Origin of the sequence: Mesorhizobium sp. M0854 (assembly GCF_040319815.1) — a bacterium.
In the GTDB taxonomy this organism is placed as follows: domain Bacteria; phylum Pseudomonadota; class Alphaproteobacteria; order Rhizobiales; family Rhizobiaceae; genus Mesorhizobium.
The window spans coordinates 24,858-45,858 of sequence record NZ_JAMYOL010000037.1 but is presented as its reverse complement, the minus strand read 5'-3'; the positions used below and the strand labels follow the sequence as shown (position 1 = coordinate 45,858).

Below are 21,001 nucleotides of genomic sequence, written 5' to 3'. Positions count from 1 at the left end.
TTTCATTTTGGGACTCATTCCCGGTTGGGACCCCCCCCCACCACGGGGGGGTGTGGGGGCGCGGCCCCCCCGACACGGAGAGAGGGGTCCTCCTTTAAGTGCCCTGCCCCCACCCTCTTCCTGGAACCGGATTCCCCGCCCCCGCATTTCCTTAACCGGGAGGCGAAGGAGCGCGGCATGAAAGCCTTATTCGCAATCTTTGGCGGCTTCGTGCTGACGCTCGCCGTATTCGCCAGCGGTCTCGCCTTCGCCACCTGGCTTCTAATAGCCAAGCCGGTACGGCCGGCCGCCCCGGTCTCCAGCGTCGCCGAACTGTGGGCCAAGGACCCGCGACCGGTGAACCCGGCCTCGCAGCGCCTCGAACGCCTCCCGGCCCGCCCGGTCCCCGTTCGCACCTCGGAAGTCGATCGCAGCTCGAAAACCACCGATGCCGCCGCAGCGTCGACAACCGACATTACCGCGACCGGCTCCATCCAGCCACCAGCGGAAGAGCAGCAGACGCTGCCCGCCGCCCACGTGGAATGGTGCGCCAGCCGCTACCGCTCCTACAGGCCGGACGACAACCACTACACATCCTACAGCGGACAACAGCGCCCCTGCATCTCGCCCTATCTCGGCGCCGCCGATGACGGCAGCTATTTCGAGGCGGGCGATACGTCGTCGGTGGAGGGCTACGCGCCATCGGATGAATCCGGCGCCGCCGAGCTCTCATTCGACCACGTGCAATACTGCTTCAGCCGCTACCGGTCGTATCGACCGGAGGACAACAGCTATCAGCCGTATTCGGGCGGGCCGCGCAGGCAGTGCGAGTAGGCAGGCCGTGGGGTGGCTGGCGGCCGCAGTGCATGGCGCCTTGTGCGGCCCCACCCAACGATCACGCAGATTTCTTGGATCGTTCGGGTTGGCGCGGCGTTCATCCGATACCCAAAGGAGAAATCAACATGGGCGACGACCGGGAAGACAAGATTCGTGAGCGCGCATACCAGATCTGGGAACGCGAAGGCGGGATCCATGGCGATCCCGAGCGGCACTGGCACCGGGCCGAGGCCGAGATCGACAGGGAGGCGGCCCTGCCACTGACGGCAGGCGATGCCCTGCCGGAAACCCGCGAGGTCGCGAGCTCCGACGTTTTGACGGTGGAGGCCCTGGCGGTGCGCACCGGCATATCGGGCGAACAGGCGCAGGAGCTGATCGACAGGCTGGGAAACGACAGGGCGGCTATCGAACAAGCCGCGCGCAACCTTAAGGGGAAGCACCGGCTCGGGGAGTGACAGATGATCAGAAAACTCAAAGACGGAAAATACCGCCTCTATTCGCGCAAGAAGGACGAAAAGACCGGCAAGCGCCGCAATCTCGGCACCTTCGATACCCGCGAGGCCGCCGAAAAGCACGAACGTGAGGTGCAGTATTTCAAGAGGCATTGAGGCGGCGTGCTGTCGCTTCCCAGGCAGCCGCCCGGAGGGCAGCCTCCTAGGCTGTCCAGCGTCACGACGTGATCCTTGGCGGTGCCTCCAGTGTTCCTGTTGAAATTGAACAAAACAGGAACAAAAATGTCAAGAGCGAATTGACTCTGCGAGGAATGCCTTCCTATTTGTCAGTAGGCGGGGCGGTTGCTCACAAATCGAGGAGAGCCGCGATGGGCAGACGAAAAAGCCGGTTTGACAGGCTGTCGGCGAGGGATGCGGAGGCGATCATCAGGGACGCTTTGAGCCTGCGCCGGACGGTGCTGTCGTCGCAGCTGCATCTGAAGGCGCATGGCGAGCTGTTCTGGCAGCTTTGCGGGCTTGTCGAAAAATTGCACGGGGTGCTGGCCAGCGTCGCGGAGAAGGAGCCCGATTACCGGATGGCGGAGCTTGGCCTGCTTCCCCTCCCCGAGGATTACTCGACCCGGAAATGAGCCATGGCCGCGCCGATGGACAGCGTTGGGCGTGCCGCCAAGGCCAACATGCTGCTCATCGTGGAGTGCGGCCACTGCTACCATGTCGGACGGTTCAGGGCGAATGACGTGGCCCAGGTGGTGGGCTGGAACAAGCCGCTGGAAGCGATCAGGTTCAGGTGCACGCGATGCAGCCGCAAGGACACGACGGTGAAGACGCAGTTCATCGACCAGGATCATCCGCCCAAGGGCTACATCTGGGTGCTGCAGAAATTCAAGCGCTAAAACAACGAGCCTTGCGCCGGCGCCTGCTGCGGAAATTTGATCTGTGTCGCCGGCTTGTCGACGATCACCAGCGCATCATCGCGCGCCGTGCGCTGCAGGTGCCTTGCCTCCGACCATGGCGCCGTCAGCCAGGTCTCGGTTTCTTCAGGCGTGGTCAGGATCACCGGCATTGCCTTCTCGTGGATCGGCGCGATCAGCGCGTTGGGCTGGGTCGTCATGAAGCCATAGACCTGGTGATCGCCAGGGCCGTCCTTGACCTTGCGAAGGCCCTGCCAACGTGTCCACAGGCCGGCAAAGAAGAACAGCGGGCGGTCCTCGCCGAGTGCAAACCAGTAGTTGCGCTGAATGCCGGTCTCGGGGTCCTTGTCGCCGGGCGTCGGGCTGGGCTCGGCGAAGCTGGTGACGGGCACAACGCAGCGGTTCTCGATGCCGAGATATTGCTGCCAGTGGCCGTATTGCGGGTTGCGGATGTTGGTGGTGCCGTAGTCGGCCTTGCCCTTCACCCGCTCCAGCGGCGTCGGCATGCCCCACAGCAGATTGGCCAGTTCGCGTTCGCCGTCCAGCGCATTGCGCACCACCGGGCCTGGCTGGTTGGGATAGATGTCGATGGACGGTTCGAGATTGCCGAGGATATCGCGCAAGACGCGGGTCCACTGGCGGATGGCCTCCTGGCTGGTCGTGATGTTGTAGAGATTGCACATTTCAGGCCGTTCCCGGATGCTCAGGCATCTTGTTGGAAACGGCCTGGAATTTCCAGCGCTGTGCGTCGGGTTGCTGACACGGCAGGCCGTGTCAGCAATGGTTTGTGAGACTTACCGCGCCGATTGTCTCATAGCTTGTGCGGCGACTGCGGCGAGAAAAGCCCTCGCCGCGGCATCGCAGGCCGCTCGAGACGGGCCTTTGGCGAAAAGAAGAAGCTCGGCGGCTCGAATGTTGAGCCCGTGCTTCCTTGCGAATGTGGCTAGATCGTAAGGCTTGTTGTCGTAAGGTTCGTCGTCGTAGTCGATCGTCAGATCGTAGTTTTCTTTCATTTTCTTCCTCCCTTTAGCGATCTCCCCCCTCCTGTCGCTAACGCAAAATTAACGTCGATGGCGGCGGGCGAGTCCACCAATCAGAGATTGTGTAAAAAACGTACGAGCTCGCATGCTCACCCTCGCAACGGGGCTGCGAGCAATCGCTGCGGGCCGGACCGGTCGAAAGAGCCGATTATGATGGCAATGTTGGAAAGGCTGCCACGGCCTGGTGCTACAGGGGTGTCCGAGACGCCTAGCGTGCCTAAATGGCCGGCATTTTCATCTTCCAGGCCCCGGTCCGCAGCCGGCGCCGTTGGGTCCGGCTAAAGGATAAATCCGGCTAATAACACCGTGAGGAGCAGCGACAGCGGAACGGCCGCAAGACACCAGATCTCCAACGTGTTGTTTTGCAGCGGGTCCATCGTCAGCCTCACTTTTTGGTTTGTCATTGTGACACTAACGGTTGGTCGGAGGTAGCGGTTCCAAGCGACGCCGTTCATAGAGCGCTGCCTGTGCTGCATATTAGCAACAGCTTGACGACCGCTACGTACCGCTTGGACAACTTCACTGGCGCTGGTGGATGCGTATTCCGCAGGACTGCACGCGCCCTCGGCATCAGTCGTGCGGGGATAGATCGCCGCCCATGATCAGTGCCGAGCCGGTCATGCTCCGGAACCCGATGGCTGCATCTATCTCCGGCCGAAGTTTCGCTACCACCGAGCCGATCCGATGTTCACTCCAGCCAGCGATGCGCGTTTACAGGGACCTAAGTCTGACCTGCCTGCGCAATGGTCTTGTGTACGGCCGGCGTCGGGAACAACTGCGCCCGTCTTCAGTTGATGGCGTCACCTCCTCGAGGAGACATCGGCGCAGAATCAGTCCCTTCATGCGCTGATTAGGGTCCGCCTGCCATTGCTGGATTTGGCAGGCGGACCCTTGGTTCTGTACGCTCCAGATGAAAAGCGGGTAAGCTCGGGATCACTCGTCATCCCAGAAATCCCGTAGAGACGTATGGCGGAGGTCTTCCTCGCCCCTGAGATGCTTGACCTGAATTGACATCCGAGACGACCTCCCAGCGCGCGCACGCAGCGGGGTCGCCCTCAGCCTTCCAGCGCCTCGTGCTGGTAAAGCTCGTCCATGCTGAGCGTCGCAAGCGCGGCGAACGGCGCCTGCTTTTTCACACGGCCGTGGCTCAGGATCACGACGTCGTCGCAGAACGAGATGGTGCTGCGATGATGGCTGATGACGATGGTAGTGCGGCGGCCGGCCCGCGACTTGAGCGTCTCGACGATTGCCGCTTCCGACAGGCCGTCCACCGCATTGGTGGCTTCGTCCAGGATCAGGATATCGGGATCGCGCACCAGGGCCCTGGCCAGCGCGATCCGCTGCCGCTGTCCCGCCGAGAGATTGACGCCACGATAGCCGACGACCGTCCAATAACCCTGCGGCAGTTGCTCGATGAAGTCATGCGCTTCGGCCAGCCTTGCGGCGCGCTCGGCGTCGTTGGCCGAGGCGGTGTCCTGGCCATAGATTATGTTGTCGAAAATCGTGCCGTCGACCAGCTCCAGCTCCTGGCTGGCGAGCGCGATGTGCTTTCGCCATTGGCTGGGGTCGATGCGGTCCAGAGGCGATCCATCAACGAGAATCCTGCCGCTATCCGGTTCGACGAAGCGGCACAAAAGATTGACGATCGTCGTCTTGCCGGCGCCCGACCGGCCGATCAGCGCGGTCGAGCGGCCGCTGCGGAGGTCGAAGCTCGCCGCATGCAGCACCACCGCGCGCTGTTCCGAACCAGAATAGGTAAAGGTGACGTCCTCGAATTTGATGCCTTGGCTGAGCCCAGGGAACGCTGCGCTGCCTTGCGGCGGCGCGGGCTTGCCGGATGGGTCCAGCATCCACGTCACCTCTTCAAGCGATCCGCTCAGGCCCTGCAGCTGGCTCCAGGCCATTTGCAGCGACCGCATATAGGGCTGCAGCCTGTAGAGCAGGATGACGAAGGCGACGATCAGCGGGAAGGAAACATTGGCGAACCAGGCGCCGATCACCACCGCCAGGAACAGCATGGCGTGCAGAACCTCGGTCAGCGGCGGCAACGCTCCCTGGCGGGTTAAAAGCACGAACGCCGCCCGGCGCACCGCATCCGATGCCTGGTCGAATGCCGCCTTCTCGCGTTGCTCCTGGCCGAAGATGCGGATCAGCCGCCCGGCATGCACCAGATGCAGCATCTGCGATGCGAGCTGGCTGTTGCGGGAGGCGACGCTGCGGCTCGGCGCCTTCAGATTGGCCGACAGCACGGCGTGCGCGACCTGGACCAGCGCCAGACCCAGCGTCACCAGCAGCGTCATCTGCCACGACAAAAGCAGCAGGAAGGCCAATAGGATGATTGCGGCCGATGCATTGACGATTGCCCCCAAAGTGATCTGGATGGCATCCGAGGCCCGCCAGGATTCGTTGGAGATGATGTTGAGCAGCCGTCCGGGACTTTGCTGCAGGAAGAACGGGTAGCCTACCCGCAGCAGCTGCTCCGACAGCGCGCTGCGGATCGAATGGCTCGCCTTGCCGTAGATGAAGGTGGTCAGCAGCGTGTTGGCGAAAGCGAACAGGTTCTTCAGCACGATCGAGCCTAGAATGGCGACGGATATGACGATCAGGCGGTCGCGCTCGCTCAGGCTCGATCCGACATGCTGGAAGACGGCGGAAAAGCCGGCCATGCCGGTCTGGCCTTGCCCCATGATTATGTTCAGCAACGGGATGATCAGGCCGATGCCGAAGCCTTCAAGCGCGGCGCTGAGCAGCCCGAGCACCACCACGGCCGGAAGCAGACGCAACTGTTTTTGCCCGAGCGCGCGGCGCAGCATCGGCAGGCTGGGCGGCATCAGTCGCATGATGGCGGATCACCTTGCCTCGGCATTTGCCTGTTGCTCCTGTCGCATTTCCGTCGTTTCGGGGGATTTCGCCAGCAAAAGCACCGCGAACTTGGCCGCGCCCAGCAAGTTCATGCCGATGATCGGCCAGTGCGACAGCTGGAGTTCACGGTCGAACAGCGGGCCTTTCCCCAATTCGCGCAAGGCCGCCCTCATCGACCAGTAGAAATGCCGAAGCAGCCACGGCGCGTTGCGGATATGCTTCAGGCAAAGCCCGCCATTGCCCATGCTGTAGTCGCGATGCAGCTTTTCGATGGCCTTGCGGTCGCGCCGGCCGTGATGGTGATAGATGGTCATGTCGGGCACGTATTCGACCGGAATCCCAAGCAGCACCGCCCGCACCAGATAGTCCGTATCCTCCGCCGATCGCAGCGGGCCGCCGGCGCCGAACCGTTCGTCGAACCGCCCGATACGGGCGGCGACATCGCGATGCATCGTCATGTTGCAGCCAAGCACGAAGCCGCCGGGATGGACATCCGGCGTAAGCCGCGCGCGCACCAGCGACCGCTTGATGGTGAACGGCAGGTCGCGGGGGTCGCCGATCTCGACGCGGCCGCCGCGGATGACCCGTTCGCCGGCCGCATAGTGCCGCTGCAGATCGCGCAGATAATCCTTGTGGACAGCGCAATCATCGTCGACGAAGACCAGCACGCGGCCCCGCGCCCGCTCCAGCCCGGCGTTGCGCGCGGCCGCCAATCCGGGTCGCGGCTCGCAAATGGCGGTGAACGGGATGTCCGACAGTTCGGCGATGCTGGCCAGCCGTTTGGCCGTGCTGTCGGTCGAGCCGTTGTCGACAACCACCAGCTCGGCGGCAAAGTCGGCATGGGCACGACACGCGGCCTGGATCGAGCTGATGCAGGGCTCGAGTACGGCGACACGGTCGCGTGTGCAGACAATGAAGCTGACCGCCGGCGCCGGTCCTTGCTGCGGCCGCGGCGACATGGCCGCCGGCACCGTCGAGCGGCCGCGCTGCTGGAGCTGGTGCGATTTGACGAACATGCGTTGCTAGCTCAACTGGTTCGAAGGCAAAACCGCCGCGGCCGGCACGGACTGCAGATACCGCGACAGGGCGTCCACCCGCCTGGTGACCGACATCGAGGCGAGACTGAAGCGCGGCGCGAAGGCACCGGTCCGAAACATGTACTGCTCGCGCCGTCGGATGAGTTTCCATTTCGCCGTCCGCGTCAGGAATTCGTGCATCAGCAGCGGCTGCCTTTCCCCCGATATCAGCTGGTAGAGGAAATAGAACAGGTTCAGCGTGCCGGCCTGGTAGCTCGGCCTCGTCTCGGCCGGCAGTGCGGAAATCCTTTCTTCCAGCGCAAGGATCCATTCGGCGGCACGGCGAACCGTGTCCATCGACAGGACCTCACCGATGTCGCGCAGGCCTTGCGTCTCTTGGGCGAGCCCTTCGCGCTCGAGGTTCTCGGCGACGATCTTCAAATGGGTCCTGCGCATTTCGCGCTTGTGCCTATTGGTCACGCTGTCGTCATGGATACGATAGGCGATCAGGCTTTCGGGGATCATGGCCGCCGGGTAGCGGTCGGTCAGCCGCCTGAACAGGTCGAAATCCTCGGCATGCTTGTAGCTTTCGTCATAAAATAGAACGCTCTCTTCGATGACCTTCCTGTTGTAGACGACCGTGGAATGCATGAAGATCGTGAAGAACATCGACAGTATTCGCAGGATATTGTCCTGGAATATCGGATCGGGCGAACCCCTGACGATGCGGTTGCCGAGCAAGGTATCGAAACCCGCGCCGCATAGAGCCAAGTCAGGCTGCTGGTTGAACAGCGCGACCTGCCGCGACAGGCGCTGGGGATAGGCGATGTCGTCGGCGTCCATCCTGGCGACCAGATCGCCGCGCGCCACGGCCAGGCCTTCATTCAAAGTTGCGATCAGGCCACGGTTTTCGCGTGAGATGATCGAGATGCGATTGTCGGCCTGGCGGTATTTCTGCAGGATCTGCAGCGAGTTGTCGGTCGAGCCGTCATCGATGGCGATGACCTCCAGACGCTCGTAATCCTGGCGCAGGACGCTGCCCAGCGCAGCGGCGAGATAAGGTCCCGCATTGTAGATCGGCAGCAGAACGGAAACCAAGGGAGCAGCAGCCATGATCAGCTCCGATCGGTTCGGTGCAGCTTGCGCGGCAAGGGTGACGTGCCACCATCAAGCGGCCTGCCCGGATATGCTCCGGCCGCGAGCCATCCGGCATTGCCCACGTCCATGCCTGCCGAGATGGCGCCGCGGCCTTTTCCAGCAACATAGGGGAAGTGGCGCTTGAGGCTGTTGAGCGGCTTTTCGAAAAGCAGCCACGAAACCGAAGCCAGCATGAGCGTCGCAGTTCCCGCGACCAGGAACCGCCCCGGCCCTTGCTCCGAGACGTTGAGCGGGATCCAGGGCTGCGACTTGACAACCAGAGCCAGCACTATGGGATGGTAGAGATAGACGCCGTAGCTTATGCGGCCAAGGCCAAGCAGCGGCGGCAGTTCGAGAAGTTTTCCGACGCGACCGCCAATGCCCGTTGAACAGCTTGCAACGATGACCCCCAGAGGCGCGACAGGCAGGATCTGCAACAGCAGCCAGAGACCCCATTCCTGCACCGGATTTGCCGGCGCCGGCGCAAACCACTGCAGAACGAAAAACGCCGCGGCGAGCCCCGGCCAGCCAGCTCGAAGCCATCGCGGCAAGCCGGCTGTTCTTGACCGGTAGGCGGCGAGCAGCGCGCCTGACGCCAATGCATCCATCGACGCCGGCGGCAGCAGGTCGCGCGCCAAACCGGGCGTTCCCGCGATCGGCCAATAAAACCGGTAGGCCAGCGACAGCATGATCACGCCGATGCAGATCGCTTCGAGGCGCTGGCGCGGTGCCAGCAGGACGATCAGTGGCCAGGCGATATAGAACTGCTCCTCGATGCTCAGGCTCCAGAAATGGCAGAGCAGCCAGGGCGTCCATTCATTCTGCGCCGCGTACCAGAAATTCGACAGATAGAGGGCATGCCAGGCCAGCGATCCTCTAGACTGCTCCAGGTCCACCAGCCAGACGAAACCCAGCACGGCGAAATAGGGCGGGAATATCCGCAGCGCCCGCCTGATATAGAAGGATCTCAGCGCCGGTCCGGTTTCGAATTCGGCGGCCGCTCTGGCTTCCAGCAGCAGTCGCGTGATCAGAAAGCCGCTCAGCACGAAGAACAGGCGCACGCCGATATGGCCCCAGAACGAAGACCCACCGGCTGCGAAGAAATGGGAGTACAGCACCATCGTCACGGCGATGGCCCTCAGCGCGTCCAATTGGGTGTCGCGCGCATTTCCCATTAGCGGCATACGCCGGCGGGACGGCGAAACTGCCAATCGGTCAATATAGCGGCGTCGTTCACGGCGCATTCCAATCGGAAGCGCCCCCCTTGCGCAGAATAGGACCACCATTGTGCAACGCAACACAAAAAGTTGACACATTTGAAACAGGAACGTGAGGCGCGACTAATAAAAGCCAAAAAACAGCAGGAAACAGCCTGAATTGTCCATTCTTGACGATTTTTTCGCACTGCCTTGGCCCGCCGATATCGGCGAGAGGGTGCTGCGATGCAGCATGTTCGCCGCCATCACGGGCGCAAGATCTGGGTCTGGACACAGATGCCCCGCCACAGGACCGGCCGGCAACCGACGCTCGGCGACCTTTTTGCTGCGCTGGCGCGGCTGCTGTTAGCGCGACAACAGTGGGAGCAAGCGCAAGCTTCCCGCCTTCGAGTTACGCCTCCTTGCTGGCATTCGCGAGCGCCACTGCGCGACGCTCCGGGAGCGCCAATCCGACGAGCGCGCCGGCGAGCGAGAGCAGAGCGGAGACGTCGATTGCCGAGGTGAAGCCATCGCTGAACGCGTCAGTGGACGAGAAGCTTCCAGTGCCGGCGAACACCGCACCGGCGATCGCGATCCCGGATACGCCACCGAGGAAGCGGAATGTGTTGAACGTGCCGGCAGCCTTGCCGACCTCCGGCCGGGCGACCGCATTGAGAACCGCGTTCTGCGCGGCAGGCATGGCCATCGACACGCCGGCACCGGTAATGATCAGCGGGGCGACTAGCTGAACGTAGGGCAGATCAGGTGCGGCGATCTGCGCCAGCCAGGCCATTCCAGCCGCTTGCAGGATCAGTCCGGCCACCACAAGCCAGCGCTCGCCGACTCGGTTGATCAGGCTGCCGGCGATCGGTGCGACCACGAAAAGCGTGGCGGTCCAGGGCAGCAATCCCATGCCGGCGCCGAACGGCCCACGGCTCTGGGCAAACTGCAGAAACTGCGGCAACAGGAATACGAGGCCGTACATGGCCGCGCAGAGCAGGAAGTTCGCCCCTACGCCCGAGGAGAATGCGCGCGCCTGAAAGAACCGCAAAGGCAGCATGGGCTCGCGGGTACGCAGCTGCCAAAGGACGAATGCGGTGGCGAAAAGCAGCCCGGCCGTCAGCGCCGTCAGCACTTCAGAGCCGCTCCAGCCCACGATGTTGCCGCGCATCAGACCCCAGACCAGACCAAATGCCGCCGCAGTTACCAGGACGACGCCGAGGACATCGATAGCCGTGCCCGGCCCGTAACTCTCCGGAATCCGACGCAGCACCAGCGGGATGAGGACGATGCCGACCGGGACATTGAGCCAGAAGATCCAGTGCCAGGAGAGGCCTTCGGAAATCGCACCGCCCGCCATCGGGCCGATGATCAGGGCCAGGCCGGTGATGCTGCTGAAGATACCCAGCGCCTTGCCTCGCTCCTCCGGGGGAAAAGCGACGCTCAGCAGCGCCATGGCCAGCGGCATGACCATTGCGGCACCTGCGCCCTGGACCGCACGGGCCGCAATCAGCAATCCGGCATTGCCAGCGAGCGCGCAGGCAACCGACGCTGCGACGAACAACGCCAATCCGGCAACGAGCGTACGCCGGCGGCCGAACCGGTCACCGAGCGCAGCCCCGGTCATGAGTAGGACGGCAAAACTCAAATTATAGGCGTTCATCGTCCATTGCAGCGTCTCCAGCGAGGCATCGAGCTCGACGCGCATTGTGCTCAATGCCGTCGCCACGACCATCGCATCGAGAACGACCATCAAGGAGCCTATCGACGTGAGGGCGAGAACCCAGACCTTCGTTGATCCCGCACTTTGCTTGCTCATGACTATGGCGCCTCCGGCTTGAACAAAGGGCCCGCCAGGTTGACGGGCCCGTGATCCAGAGACGCGTAGGGAACATCAAAGGATTCCAGCAGGAGAAAGTTTTTTCGACCGAATCCTTTTGCCATCGTCGAGCGTCTATAAGACGCTGCGCCCGATGGCGGGCGCCTCTGCCTGGGAGATACGCATGAGATCGACCCTTGTGCGATGACCGGATCCGCAATCGGCACGCCAGAAGGACGGGAGCCATTCGACCGGCTGCTCGGCGAATTGCGGCCGAAACTGCACCGTTATTGCGCCCGCATGACCGGTTCGGTGATCGATGCCGAGGATGTCGTCCAGGAAGCTACGGTCAAGGCGCTTGAGGCGTTCCCCGGGACCGGGCCGATAGCCAATGTCGAGGGCTGGCTGTTTCGCATCGCGCACAATGCCGCGCTCGACCACCTGCGCCGTCGTGCCAGGTTGGATGCCGCGCATGTCGTTGAGGATATCGATATGATCCCTGACCCCGGTATGTCGGCCGAGGGTCGGCACACTGCGGCCGCAAGCCTGCAGACCTTCATGCGCCTGCCCGCGGCGCAGCGTAGCAGCGTCATCCTCATGGATGTGCTCGGCTATACGATCGAAGAGATCGGCAACATTATCTACAGCAGCGTTCCGGCGGTGAAAGCCGCACTGCATCGCGGCCGTCTGCGCCTGCGCGAGGTCGCCGGCGAGTCTGAGGATCGGCCTGCGCCGGTGTTGGCCGAGCCCGAGCGGGCGCGGCTGGCAGCCTATGTAGAGCAGTTCAACGCCCGCGACTTCGATGCGATCCGCGACATGCTGGCCGAGGACGTCCGGCTTGATCTCGTAAACCGGCTCCGGGCGAGCGGCCGCACGAAAGTGGGCCGGTACTTCCACAATTACGCGGGTATCCACGATTGGCGGCTGCTTCCTGGCCTGGTGGATCGGCACCCAGCCATTCTTGTGATCGATCCGGACGACTCGGCCGGAGGGCTAAAATACTTTATCCTGCTGGAATGGGCCGGCGACAGACTGGCGAGAATTCGCGATTTCCGCTATGCGCGCTACACGCTTGATGGCGCCGAGGTGGTGCCTCTGCTTGCATAGCAATACGCGTTTCATAATGCCGAACACTGCCAGCTATTTTGGATCGCGGCCGCTTGCCATCCAAGCGGCCGCCCTTTTCCACCGATCGTGCTTTAAGCCGGTTGCAACTCCCTGCGCGGCAGCGGCGGGAAGGCGATCGCAATCGCCATCGCGCCAAGCCCGACAAGGGCCGAGCCGATGAACAGCCAGGAATAGCTAGCATAGGCATCGAACACCATGCCGCCGGCGAGCGGGCCGAAAGCCATGCCAAGGCTGGACAGCATGGTTACTGCACCGAACACCGTGCCGAGGATGCGCTGGCCGAAATATTCGCGCGCCAGCACCGCATAGAGCGGCATGACGCCGCCATAGGTGGCGCCGAAGATGACGGCGAGCGTGTAGAATTGACCAAGCTCGCTGACCGCCAGATAGGCGGCGATAACCACGGCCTGTATGGCCAGCCCGGTGATCAGCACCGGTTTAACGCCCAACCGATCGGCAAGCACGCCGTAAAGCAGCCGGCCACCCAGCCCTGCCAGGCCCTCGATGCTGTAGATGCTGACCGCCGCCATCGGCGCTATGCCGCACAGCATCGCATAGCTCACCATGTGGAAGATCGGCCCGGAATGCGCCGCGCAGCAGGCAAAGAAGGTCAGTCCCAACACGATGAATTGCGGCGAGCGCAGCGCCTGCGGAACCGTCATGCCGGCACCCTCGGCGGCAACGCTTGGGGCAGCGCCGTCGGCAGCGGGCTTGGGCGGCTGGCGCACCAGAAGCGCGGCCGGCAGTAGCAGCACCCACGCGGTTATGCCGATGTCGAACATTGCGGTGCGCCAGTCGTAGGCCGAAATCAGCCAGCGGGCGAAGGGCGAGATGGTCATTGGCGCCACGCCCATGCCGGCCGAGACCAGCGAGACGGCGAGGCTGCGGTTCGTGTCGAACCAGGCGGAGGTCAGCGCAATCATCGGCGCGAAGAAGGCGCTTGCCGCGAGGCCGACGAGCACGCCGTAGGCCAACTGGAAAACGAGCAGCGAACCGGTGCGGCTGGCCAGGACCAGCGCCAGGCCGAGCAGCACGGCGCCGGTCATGACGACGATGCGGGCGCCAAAGCGGTCGTAAATGGCGCCCCAGGCGAAGCCGCCGAGGCCCATTACTAGGAAGTTCAGCGTCATCGCACTCGATATGCCGGCGCGCGACCATTGTGTGTCAAGCGCCATCGGTTCGAGAAAGATCGCCAGCGAGAACATCGCCCCGAGGGCGACACAGGTCATCAGCGCGCCAGCCGCGACGACAACCCAACGATAGGGAAGGCTCATTTCACTTTTCTCCCATGCCGGAAGCGTTGATACGGCACGACCTTTTCGAGCTCCGCCGAGCCGCTTGCGTCCGAAGGACGTTGGACATGTCTTGAATCCGACAATCCGGTTGCATTTTTTATCCAGTCGGCGCGATGGCGCCATTCCACGGCTTTCTGGATTGACCGCGCACCATTCGAAGCTAGATTTCCAACCGGCGATCAGGAGCTGTCAAGCATGGCAAATCAGGAACTTCATCGCGGGCGTCTCATCGACCACCTCCAGCTGGTGGTCAGGGATCTCAAGGGCAGCCGCCGTTTCTACGAGGCGGTTCTCAACGTGCTCGGCATCCCGATCGGTGGCGCCGGCAATGATTATTTCTGGGCCGACGAGCTGTTCATTTCCACCCCCGACAACCCGGCGGCCCTGGGAAAGCTGACCGGGCGCCACCACCTGGCCTTCCAGGCAAAGGACCGCGCCATGGTCGACGCATTCTACAGGGCCGGCCTCGACGGCGGCGGCACCGACAATGGCGCGCCCGGCGAACGATCCTACCATCCCGGCTATTACGCCGCCTTCCTGCTCGACCCCGACGGCAACAACATCGAGGCCGTCCACCACGGCGCGGCCAACCGCAACGCCGATTCAGTGAAGATCACGTTCTAGCTTCGGGTAAGGGTGCTTCGCACCGGCCGGCACGGTTGGTCTCTGCCAAAAGCTGGGTGTTTGCGTCATAGACCATGCGTCTGCCCTATCGCGTCAGCGCAGCCATTTGGCCTGCAAGGAAATCGACGAACAGCCGCGCCCGGACCGGCAGCTGTCGCCCGTAGGCATGGACTATGTGCACCGGCATGGTTGGCATCGCCACCTCGGGCAGGATGCGGACCAGGCGACCCGCGTCGAGATCGTCCTGCACGGCAAACCGCATCAGATGCGCGATGCCGGCGCCGGCAAGTGCGGCATTGCGGATGGCGCCGCCGTCATCGGTATCGAGCCGCCCATCCGGCACGATCATCGTACCGTCGGCAAATGTGACCGGATAAGGCCGGCCAGCCATCTGGTGGCGGACGAATTCATGGTCCCGTAAATCCTCGACCGATGCCGGACGGCCGCGCCGCTCGACATAGGCCGGTGAGGCCACCAGCATGATCGGCAGATTGGCGATCTTGCGCGCGACGAGCCCGGTGTCTGAGAGCGGCCCCATGCGCACCGCAACGTCATAGCCTTCGCGGATCAGATCGGCGTGACGGTCGGTGACGCTGAGCTCCAGTTTGACTGCGCCGTGCTGCGCAAGGAACGCTTGCGCCCATGCCGCGATCAGGCCACGCCCAAGCTCGACCGGCGCTGTAACGCGCAGCAGGCCGCGCGCCGTATCGGCCATCTGAACGATGTCTTCGGCATCGTCCAGCGCCCTGAGCAGCGGCGCCACGCGCTCGTAATAGGCGATGCCTTCGCTGGTCAGCCCGAGCCGGCGCGTCGAGCGCTGGATCAGCCTGACGCCGAGCCGACGCTCGAGCCGCGCCACGCTTTTCGACACTGCCGACGGGCTGGAGCCGACCAGCCGGCTGGCGGCATGAAACGAGCCGGCATCGACCGTGCGGACGAAGGCGACGAGACCGGCGGTCTTTTCGAGGATGGTGGTCATTCCGGAATTCCAGGCACGAAAGAACGGATTGCGGGCACCATAATACGCGTTTCGATCATGATTAAATACCGCTCATCGTCAACAAAGGAGAGATTTGATGAGCAAGCTGAACGGCAAGGTCGCCATCGTCACCGGCGCCTCCAACGGTATCGGCGCCGCCATCGCCAAGAGTCTTGCCACGGCCGGCGCCGCAGTGGTCGTCAACTACGCCTCGTCACGGGAAGGCGCTAACCGCGTTGTCGCCGAGATCGAGGACCGTGGCGGCCGCGCCATCGCCGTCCAGGGCGACGTGTCGCAAGCGGCTGATGTGCGCCGCCTGTTCGAGGCGGCGAAATTGGAGTTTGGCGGGCTCGACATACTGGTCAACAATGCCGGAGTCTTCGCATTCGAGCCGCTGGAAGCGGTGACCGAGGCCGAGTTTCACCGCGAGTTCGACATCAATGTGTTGGGCATCATTCTGACCACGCAAGCAGCAGTGAAGCATTTTGGCGCGGGCGGCGGCAGCATCATCAACATAAGCTCGGTCGCCAGCCGCAATCCGCAGCCGAACTCGCTCGTCTACGCCGCGACCAAAGGTGCGGTGGACACGATCACGCTGTCGATGTCGCGGGAGCTCGGCGCACGCAACATCCGCGTCAACGCCATCGCGCCCGGCGGCATCGATACCGAGGGCCTCGCGCGCATCGGCATCGTCGGCAGCGAATTCGAGAAGCAGATTATAGCCATGACGCCGCTCGGTCGCTTCGGCCTGCCCGACGACGTCGCCCGCGTCGCGGTGTTCCTCGCCTCCGACGAAGCGTCCTGGCTGACCGGCGAGCGCATCACCGCCTCCGGTGGCTGGCGATAGGCATGGAGGGCGCGAACCTGCCGGCTCGCTGACCGTGCTACCCGCGGCGCGACGCACTGCAATCGATGACGAGAGCGATCTAAGCCCTATGTAGCAGCGAGGAAGGAGCGCCGTGCGTCATCGATGACGGCGAGATGCCAGGGAGGTAACGGATGACGGGCGACGAAAAAGCAATCCGAAAGCTGGTCGAGACGTGGATGGATGCGAGCAAGCGTGGAGACATCGCGACCGTCCTCAGCTTAATGACGGACGACGCGATCTTCATGGTTCCCGGCCGGGAACCCTTCGACAAGGAGATCTTCGCGGCAGCCGCGCGGGAGACGGCCGGCGTTCATATCGACGGCACGAGCGATATCGTGGAACTACAGCTTCTCGGCAATTGGGCCTTCATCCGCAGCCGCATCAATATGACCGCGACCCCGCCGAATGGCGAGCCGGTCCATCGATCGGGATATGCGCTGACGCTCCTGCGCAAGGAGGCGGATGGTGAGTGGCGGCTCGCAAGCGACGCAAACCTGCTGACCCAGCAAGGCTAGAGCCGGTCTCCGGCATCTCTGCACCTGGGCGAAGATGCGATGCAGGTCGCTCTGATTCCCTCCACCTGATCACACCGGCAAGAGGGCGTTCGGCTTGACATCGGCGATGGAGGCGAACGTGTGCGTTTCGCGCACGCCGGGCAGCGGCAGGATGACCCGCTGCAGGAAATCCTGGAACACCGCCATATCGGCGATCCGCGCCTTGACCAGATAATCGAAACCGCCAACCACCATATGGCACTCCAGAACCTCCGGAGCTTTCGCCACCGCTTCGGCGAAGCGGTCAAAGACATGAGGCGCCGTGTGGTCAAGCCGGACCTCGATGAACACCAGCGTTCCCCGGCCGACCTTGCGCGGATCGAGCATGGCCCTGACCGCGGTGATGAACCCGTCGCGGAACAGGCGCTTAACCCGCTGGCTGGTTCCGGTCGGAGACAGCCCGACACGCCCGGCAAGATCAAGCGTCGTCCGGCGTCCGTCTTCCTGCAGCAACCGGAGCAGGCTGCGGTCTATCTGGTCGAGGTCGCTCATTTCACAATCCACGCTATCTAAGGGATTTGCGTGTTGATTTCACGCAGAGACACCGAAATCAACGTATTTCACAACATAAAACCTCGCAATAGCCTGCGCTTCCCTCACCGCTGAAAGCAAACGTGGTGAGCCGATTTCGAACACAGGAGTGCAGGATGACCAAGCAAGCGTTCAGCCCAGCCGGCAAGAGTGCGGCGGAAATCAGCAAGGGAGCGACCGAGATCCTGGTGCTGAGCGAAGCCGACGTGATGGCGTGCATCGACCTCAGTCAGCTTCTCGATGTTCTGGAAGACGGCTTCAAGGCGCTGTCACAAGGCAAGGTCGTCAATCCACCCCGACCACAGCTCGACATCCCCGAGGCCGGCTACAGCCTCGCCATGCCGGCCTGGATGGAGGGCATGAACCTGACCGTCAAGATCGTCAACGTCTTCGAAGGCAACCTGGCCAAGAACCTGCCCAGCCACCTCGCCACCATCACCCTGTTTGATCCGCTGTCCGGCCTGCCGGTCTGTATCATGGACGGCACCTTCATAACCGCGGTGCGGACCTCCGGCTCCGCCGTGCTGTCGGTGCGCACGCTTGCCCGCAGGGACGCCAGGATAGCGACCGTGGTCGGCGCCGGCGTGCAGGCCAACCAGCACCTGCATCTGTTGCCCTTGGTGCGCGACTTTGCCGAAATCCGTGTCGCTTCGAAGAGCTTCGACGATGCGGCAGCGCTTGCCCGGCTGCATCCGTCGGTGGTGGCGGTCGCCGACCTCAAGGCAGCAGTGCGCAGTTCCGACGTGGTGTGCCTGGCGACCCACTCCTACCAGCCGGTGATCGACGCAGGCTGGGTCCAGCCGGGCACGCATGTCTCCTCGGTCGGGGTGGCGCCGCCCGGCGGTGAAATGCCGATCGAGCTCATCGGCAGATCCAGTCTTTTTGTCGAAACCAAGGATGCATTCAGACCGACCCCGGTCGGATCTTGCGAGCTTGCCGGCTTCGACCCGGATTTCGGCACCGAGCTTGGCGCCATGCTGCTCGACCGCGCGCCGGGCCGCGTTTCGGATCAACAGATCACCACCTACAAGGCGATGGGCATTGCGATGGAAGACATGGTCGCTGCCGACCTCGTCTATCGTTGCGCCCGGCGTCTGCGCAAGGGAAAGCTCATCGTGCTGTAGGGGCGCGCCGCACGCCAGGCGGGATCGACGGTGCTGACAATGGCGCTTTCGCGCAAGCGGCCGGGCTAAAGGCCGGCCCCTCAGGCCGGCTCGCGCTTCAGCGCCTGCGCCATGCAGTGAATGCCGCCGCCGGTCTTCGAGATCTCGCTCATGTCGATGGCCGCCACCTCGAAGCCGCGTGCCTTGAGCTGGCCGATCAGCGTCTGGCTCGAGGTCGGGGCGATTACCCTGTCCTTGCCCAGCGACATGAAGTTGCAGCCGAGCGCCATAGTATCCTGGAACGGCACGTCGATGATCTCGTGGCCCTTGCCCTTCAGCCAGTCGACGATGCCGGGCTCTGTACAGGCAAGGCAGACGGCGGTCAGCTTTTCGGCGATCGGCACCACCATCAGGTCGATATGGACGTAATACTCGTCGATGAAGGCGATGCGGGTCTCCCAGCCCTCCTTGTCGAACCAGGCCTGGACCTGGCGCGCGCCCTCCTCCTGCGTGCGGGCGCCACCGCAGCCGATCAGCACGACGCCGTCCTCGATGACGTTGAAGTCGCCGCCCTCGAACGTGCCCGCGGTGACCATGTCGTAGATCGGGATGCCGAGCTTCTCATAGGTGCGGATCGCCGCGTAGTTCTCGCCGCGCCGCCACCATTGCGACATGGCGGTGATGATGGCGCCGTACGGCGTCATGACGCTGGAATCGCGCGAGTAGACCTGCATCGGCAGTTCCGGCGTCGGCTCGTGCCAGTGGATATTGACACCGAAATGCTCATAGGCGGCGACCAGGTCCTTGTGCTGCGCCTGCGCGATCTGGACGTTGCATGGCGCTTCGCGCAGGTGCTTGCGCGACAGCGAGCTGGTCGAGAGATGGCGCAGGAAATTCGGCGAGCCGAGCAGCACGTCGGTCAGCACGTCTGTCTCGTTGGCGAAGCCCCAGGCGGTCAGCGGCTTGGTTCCGCCGGCCGGGTTGCGGTGCTGCAGCGAAAACGCCTCGGCGACGATGCGGTCATGGACGGTCATGGGGTTTCTCCTCGTGAAGGGCGGCTTGGTTGATCATGCGGCTTGGTTGCCTGGTATCCACCAATCCCGTCCGCGCGGGGTGGTGATGTATTCCGGCCAGCGAAATCCGATGGGCGGATCGTAGTCGCAGAGCGGCGCGACCCAGTTCGAGCCGCCGATGCCGCCGCCGGTGCGGGCGACGAATTCATCCATCGCCGCGTTGCGCGCGGCATCGTCTTCCAACAGGCGAAGTGCTGCCAGCGCGACCGTCTTTGCGGCGCAGATGACCATTGGGTCGATGGTGGCAGAAATGCCGCCCAGCGCATTCATCGCCCAGGACGGAAACGCGTGGCCGTTCTCGGATCGCAGCGCCGGCCGGGCGACGTAGAACCGCGCCGTCGGCGTCTGCCACGACATGTCGGTGTAGTCGTCGGAGGTCGAATTGAGCTGCGACGGCGGCAAGTCGCGGCGCAGGATCGCTTCTGCATCCTGCGGCGTGATCAGCTGCTCCAGTTCGTCGATGAATGGTTCCTCGGTCGCCTCGCCGCCGGCATTGACCTGGATTTCGCGGGCGATCGCCTTGGCCGTCTTGTCCCAGCACGGCGGCCCGACCGCCGCCAGCGCGTCGAAGGCAATGCCGGCCATTGCGTGGTTGGCAAGCCCCGGCCGCGACTTCGACACCCAGTGCCGCTCATGGCGGCAGCCGCTCATCCTGGCTGCGGCTTCCGCATTGCGGTCGAGCACGGCGGTGACCTGCTCGGCCATCGCAAGCGTCGGCACGCGGATCATGTACTGGATGTCGGCCAGCCCGGCCGGCAGATTGTCGGCGGTCGCCTGGCCCGCCGTCAGGATCGCCTCGCTGATCGACCAGCCACCCTGGTGCGGCAGCATGGAATCGCGCAGCGCCTTGGAGGCCATGTACATCATCATGAGCGCGTCGTTGGCGCCGGGCGCCCTGACTGCCGAATGCGCCTGCGGGATGGGTGCTGCGCCGCCTGCCGCCCTCGCCCAATGTTCCGGCTCGTCGCACACAAAGCGGTAGATCATCGCATAGGCCGCGCCGCAATGCGTGTCCCAGCGCGCCGTGTTGCACAGCGGCAGCATGTAGAAGGGATGGAAGGAGATCATGCCGACGAGGCCATCATAGTAGCCCTTCGCGGCATGGATCGGCTTCGACCCGCGCACCTTCTCCGCCGGCTCGCCGGTGAAGCGCAGCGTGCCAGATATGCCGTGGCGCTGCATCGCCGCCTTGGTCGCCAGCAGCCCGCCGAGGCTGGCAATGCCGAGGCCGGAATGCGGATCGGTGTGGCCGCCGGCCTGTTCGCCCAGCCCCGGGCGCGGTCGCTTCACCGTCGCCGCATCCTGGCAATTGCCGGGCACTGCATCATACTCGGCATACAGGCCGATGGTCGGCCCCGCGCCATTGGTCCAGTGGGCGCAGAAGGCGGTCGGCATGCCGCCAGAACCTTCCTCGACGGAAAAGCCTTCGTGCTTCAGATGCTCGACATACCAGGCGGCCGACTGGTATTCGCGCCAGGCGGTCTCGCCGAAATCGAAGATCGCCCGCGTCCACGCCGATAGCGACGGCTGGATGTCGTCCAGAAAGGCAAGTGCGGTCACTTGCGCGGAGGTCACCGGTTTCTCCATGGCGGAAAGA

General features: G+C 63.6%; 22 protein-coding genes. 10 read left to right on the top strand and 12 right to left on the bottom strand.

The window, feature by feature from the left end; genetic code table 11:
- Positions 1 to 177 precede the first annotated feature (177 nt).
- From NKH99_RS29640 to NKH99_RS29620, 5 genes are all read left to right on the top strand, one after another.
- Positions 178 to 813, top strand: a complete 636-nt coding sequence (locus tag NKH99_RS29640; protein WP_352501267.1) for a BA14K family protein — start codon at positions 178 to 180, stop codon at positions 811 to 813.
- 128 nt (positions 814 to 941) lie between these two features.
- Entirely contained in the window at positions 942 to 1,271 is a 330-nt protein-coding gene (locus NKH99_RS29635) for a DUF2934 domain-containing protein (protein ID WP_352541206.1), read from the top strand.
- A 3-nt stretch (positions 1,272 to 1,274) separates the two neighbouring features.
- On the top strand, positions 1,275 to 1,424 hold the full coding sequence (locus tag NKH99_RS29630) for a hypothetical protein (RefSeq protein WP_023677295.1): 150 nt from the start codon (positions 1,275 to 1,277) through the stop codon (positions 1,422 to 1,424).
- Positions 1,425 to 1,636: 212 nt separating this feature from the next.
- On the top strand, positions 1,637 to 1,897 hold the full coding sequence (locus tag NKH99_RS29625; RefSeq protein WP_352475623.1) for a hypothetical protein: 261 nt from the start codon (positions 1,637 to 1,639) through the stop codon (positions 1,895 to 1,897).
- 3 nt (positions 1,898 to 1,900) lie between these two features.
- Positions 1,901 to 2,161 (top strand): hypothetical protein, encoded by a 261-nt coding sequence (locus NKH99_RS29620; RefSeq protein WP_353017342.1) that lies wholly within the window; start codon positions 1,901 to 1,903, stop codon positions 2,159 to 2,161.
- Here NKH99_RS29620 and NKH99_RS29615 read toward each other — a convergent pair.
- From NKH99_RS29615 to NKH99_RS29585, 7 genes are all read right to left on the bottom strand, one after another.
- Positions 2,158 to 2,862, bottom strand: coding sequence for an SOS response-associated peptidase (locus tag NKH99_RS29615; protein WP_353017340.1), 705 nt, complete (start codon positions 2,860 to 2,862; stop codon positions 2,158 to 2,160). The genes NKH99_RS29620 and NKH99_RS29615 overlap by 4 nt on opposite strands.
- Before the next feature lie 111 nt (positions 2,863 to 2,973).
- The gene (locus NKH99_RS29610; RefSeq protein ID WP_292659780.1) at positions 2,974 to 3,192 is read right to left on the bottom strand and encodes a hypothetical protein; all 219 of its coding nucleotides are present in this window, start codon (positions 3,190 to 3,192) and stop codon (positions 2,974 to 2,976) included.
- 1,082 nt (positions 3,193 to 4,274) lie between these two features.
- Complete coding sequence (locus NKH99_RS29605; protein WP_502900123.1) at positions 4,275 to 6,059, bottom strand: ABC transporter ATP-binding protein; 1,785 nt, start codon at positions 6,057 to 6,059, stop codon at positions 4,275 to 4,277.
- 9 nt (positions 6,060 to 6,068) lie between these two features.
- A complete protein-coding gene (locus NKH99_RS29600) occupies positions 6,069 to 7,097 on the bottom strand; it encodes a glycosyltransferase family 2 protein (RefSeq protein ID WP_502900122.1) in 1,029 nt (342 codons plus the stop codon).
- 6 nt (positions 7,098 to 7,103) lie between these two features.
- Positions 7,104 to 8,210, bottom strand: a complete 1,107-nt coding sequence (locus NKH99_RS29595) for a glycosyltransferase family 2 protein (RefSeq protein ID WP_353017338.1) — start codon at positions 8,208 to 8,210, stop codon at positions 7,104 to 7,106.
- Between the two features lie 2 nt (positions 8,211 to 8,212).
- Complete coding sequence (locus NKH99_RS29590; RefSeq protein WP_353017335.1) at positions 8,213 to 9,409, bottom strand: acyltransferase family protein; 1,197 nt, start codon at positions 9,407 to 9,409, stop codon at positions 8,213 to 8,215.
- A gap of 433 nt (positions 9,410 to 9,842) precedes the next feature.
- Complete coding sequence (locus tag NKH99_RS29585) at positions 9,843 to 11,249, bottom strand: MFS transporter (protein WP_352774329.1); 1,407 nt, start codon at positions 11,247 to 11,249, stop codon at positions 9,843 to 9,845.
- Between the two features lie 204 nt (positions 11,250 to 11,453).
- Here NKH99_RS29585 and NKH99_RS29580 point away from each other — a divergent pair, with 204 nt between their 5' ends.
- A complete protein-coding gene (locus NKH99_RS29580; RefSeq protein ID WP_353017333.1) occupies positions 11,454 to 12,356 on the top strand; it encodes a sigma-70 family RNA polymerase sigma factor in 903 nt (300 codons plus the stop codon).
- A gap of 92 nt (positions 12,357 to 12,448) precedes the next feature.
- Here the strand turns inward: NKH99_RS29580 and NKH99_RS29575 are convergent, their stop codons facing one another.
- The gene (locus NKH99_RS29575; RefSeq protein ID WP_353017330.1) at positions 12,449 to 13,651 is read right to left on the bottom strand and encodes an MFS transporter; all 1,203 of its coding nucleotides are present in this window, start codon (positions 13,649 to 13,651) and stop codon (positions 12,449 to 12,451) included.
- 216 nt (positions 13,652 to 13,867) lie between these two features.
- Here NKH99_RS29575 and NKH99_RS29570 point away from each other — a divergent pair, with 216 nt between their 5' ends.
- Entirely contained in the window at positions 13,868 to 14,296 is a 429-nt protein-coding gene (locus NKH99_RS29570) for a VOC family protein (protein ID WP_353017328.1), read from the top strand.
- 85 nt (positions 14,297 to 14,381) lie between these two features.
- Here NKH99_RS29570 and NKH99_RS29565 read toward each other — a convergent pair whose 3' ends face one another.
- Positions 14,382 to 15,275 (bottom strand): LysR family transcriptional regulator, encoded by an 894-nt coding sequence (locus tag NKH99_RS29565; protein ID WP_352744118.1) that lies wholly within the window; start codon positions 15,273 to 15,275, stop codon positions 14,382 to 14,384.
- Between the two features lie 97 nt (positions 15,276 to 15,372).
- Here NKH99_RS29565 and NKH99_RS29560 point away from each other — a divergent pair, with 97 nt between their 5' ends.
- Together NKH99_RS29560 and NKH99_RS29555 are read left to right on the top strand one after the other, a co-directional pair.
- Complete coding sequence (locus NKH99_RS29560) at positions 15,373 to 16,122, top strand: SDR family NAD(P)-dependent oxidoreductase (RefSeq protein WP_352501277.1); 750 nt, start codon at positions 15,373 to 15,375, stop codon at positions 16,120 to 16,122.
- Between the two features lie 152 nt (positions 16,123 to 16,274).
- The gene (locus tag NKH99_RS29555; RefSeq protein WP_353017326.1) at positions 16,275 to 16,658 is read left to right on the top strand and encodes a YybH family protein; all 384 of its coding nucleotides are present in this window, start codon (positions 16,275 to 16,277) and stop codon (positions 16,656 to 16,658) included.
- 69 nt (positions 16,659 to 16,727) lie between these two features.
- Here the strand turns inward: NKH99_RS29555 and NKH99_RS29550 are convergent, their stop codons facing one another.
- Positions 16,728 to 17,189 (bottom strand): Lrp/AsnC family transcriptional regulator, encoded by a 462-nt coding sequence (locus NKH99_RS29550; RefSeq protein WP_023677275.1) that lies wholly within the window; start codon positions 17,187 to 17,189, stop codon positions 16,728 to 16,730.
- Positions 17,190 to 17,344: 155 nt separating this feature from the next.
- On the opposite strand from NKH99_RS29550, the gene NKH99_RS29545 reads away from it, so the two are divergent.
- Positions 17,345 to 18,352: an ornithine cyclodeaminase family protein gene (locus NKH99_RS29545; protein WP_353017324.1), complete on the top strand. Its 1,008-nt coding sequence runs from the start codon at positions 17,345 to 17,347 to the stop codon at positions 18,350 to 18,352.
- An 80-nt stretch (positions 18,353 to 18,432) separates the two neighbouring features.
- Here the strand turns inward: NKH99_RS29545 and NKH99_RS29540 are convergent, their stop codons facing one another.
- Together NKH99_RS29540 and NKH99_RS29535 are read right to left on the bottom strand one after the other, a co-directional pair.
- Complete coding sequence (locus NKH99_RS29540; RefSeq protein WP_352774340.1) at positions 18,433 to 19,365, bottom strand: dimethylarginine dimethylaminohydrolase family protein; 933 nt, start codon at positions 19,363 to 19,365, stop codon at positions 18,433 to 18,435.
- A gap of 33 nt (positions 19,366 to 19,398) precedes the next feature.
- Positions 19,399 to 20,991 (bottom strand): zinc-binding metallopeptidase family protein, encoded by a 1,593-nt coding sequence (locus tag NKH99_RS29535; RefSeq protein WP_353017322.1) that lies wholly within the window; start codon positions 20,989 to 20,991, stop codon positions 19,399 to 19,401.
- Positions 20,992 to 21,001: the final 10 nt, after the last annotated feature.

Bases quoted from the DNA above. Each gene is read 5' to 3' on its own strand.
- NKH99_RS29640 (WP_352501267.1), top strand. From the start codon at position 178: ATGAAAGCCTTATTCGCAATCTTTGGCGGCTTCGTGCTGACGCTCGCC.
- NKH99_RS29635 (WP_352541206.1), top strand. From the start codon at position 942: ATGGGCGACGACCGGGAAGACAAGATTCGTGAGCGCGCATACCAGATC.
- NKH99_RS29630 (WP_023677295.1), top strand. From the start codon at position 1,275: ATGATCAGAAAACTCAAAGACGGAAAATACCGCCTCTATTCGCGCAAG.
- NKH99_RS29625 (WP_352475623.1), top strand. From the start codon at position 1,637: ATGGGCAGACGAAAAAGCCGGTTTGACAGGCTGTCGGCGAGGGATGCG.
- NKH99_RS29620 (WP_353017342.1), top strand. From the start codon at position 1,901: ATGGCCGCGCCGATGGACAGCGTTGGGCGTGCCGCCAAGGCCAACATG.
- NKH99_RS29615 (WP_353017340.1), bottom strand. From the start codon at position 2,862: ATGTGCAATCTCTACAACATCACGACCAGCCAGGAGGCCATCCGCCAG.
- NKH99_RS29610 (WP_292659780.1), bottom strand. From the start codon at position 3,192: ATGAAAGAAAACTACGATCTGACGATCGACTACGACGACGAACCTTAC.
- NKH99_RS29605 (WP_502900123.1), bottom strand. From the start codon at position 6,059: ATGCGACTGATGCCGCCCAGCCTGCCGATGCTGCGCCGCGCGCTCGGG.
- NKH99_RS29600 (WP_502900122.1), bottom strand. From the start codon at position 7,097: ATGTTCGTCAAATCGCACCAGCTCCAGCAGCGCGGCCGCTCGACGGTG.
- NKH99_RS29595 (WP_353017338.1), bottom strand. From the start codon at position 8,210: ATGGCTGCTGCTCCCTTGGTTTCCGTTCTGCTGCCGATCTACAATGCG.
- NKH99_RS29590 (WP_353017335.1), bottom strand. From the start codon at position 9,409: ATGGGAAATGCGCGCGACACCCAATTGGACGCGCTGAGGGCCATCGCC.
- NKH99_RS29585 (WP_352774329.1), bottom strand. From the start codon at position 11,249: ATGAGCAAGCAAAGTGCGGGATCAACGAAGGTCTGGGTTCTCGCCCTC.
- NKH99_RS29580 (WP_353017333.1), top strand. From the start codon at position 11,454: ATGACCGGATCCGCAATCGGCACGCCAGAAGGACGGGAGCCATTCGAC.
- NKH99_RS29575 (WP_353017330.1), bottom strand. From the start codon at position 13,651: ATGAGCCTTCCCTATCGTTGGGTTGTCGTCGCGGCTGGCGCGCTGATG.
- NKH99_RS29570 (WP_353017328.1), top strand. From the start codon at position 13,868: ATGGCAAATCAGGAACTTCATCGCGGGCGTCTCATCGACCACCTCCAG.
- NKH99_RS29565 (WP_352744118.1), bottom strand. From the start codon at position 15,275: ATGACCACCATCCTCGAAAAGACCGCCGGTCTCGTCGCCTTCGTCCGC.
- NKH99_RS29560 (WP_352501277.1), top strand. From the start codon at position 15,373: ATGAGCAAGCTGAACGGCAAGGTCGCCATCGTCACCGGCGCCTCCAAC.
- NKH99_RS29555 (WP_353017326.1), top strand. From the start codon at position 16,275: ATGACGGGCGACGAAAAAGCAATCCGAAAGCTGGTCGAGACGTGGATG.
- NKH99_RS29550 (WP_023677275.1), bottom strand. From the start codon at position 17,189: ATGAGCGACCTCGACCAGATAGACCGCAGCCTGCTCCGGTTGCTGCAG.
- NKH99_RS29545 (WP_353017324.1), top strand. From the start codon at position 17,345: ATGACCAAGCAAGCGTTCAGCCCAGCCGGCAAGAGTGCGGCGGAAATC.
- NKH99_RS29540 (WP_352774340.1), bottom strand. From the start codon at position 19,365: ATGACCGTCCATGACCGCATCGTCGCCGAGGCGTTTTCGCTGCAGCAC.
- NKH99_RS29535 (WP_353017322.1), bottom strand. From the start codon at position 20,991: ATGGAGAAACCGGTGACCTCCGCGCAAGTGACCGCACTTGCCTTTCTG.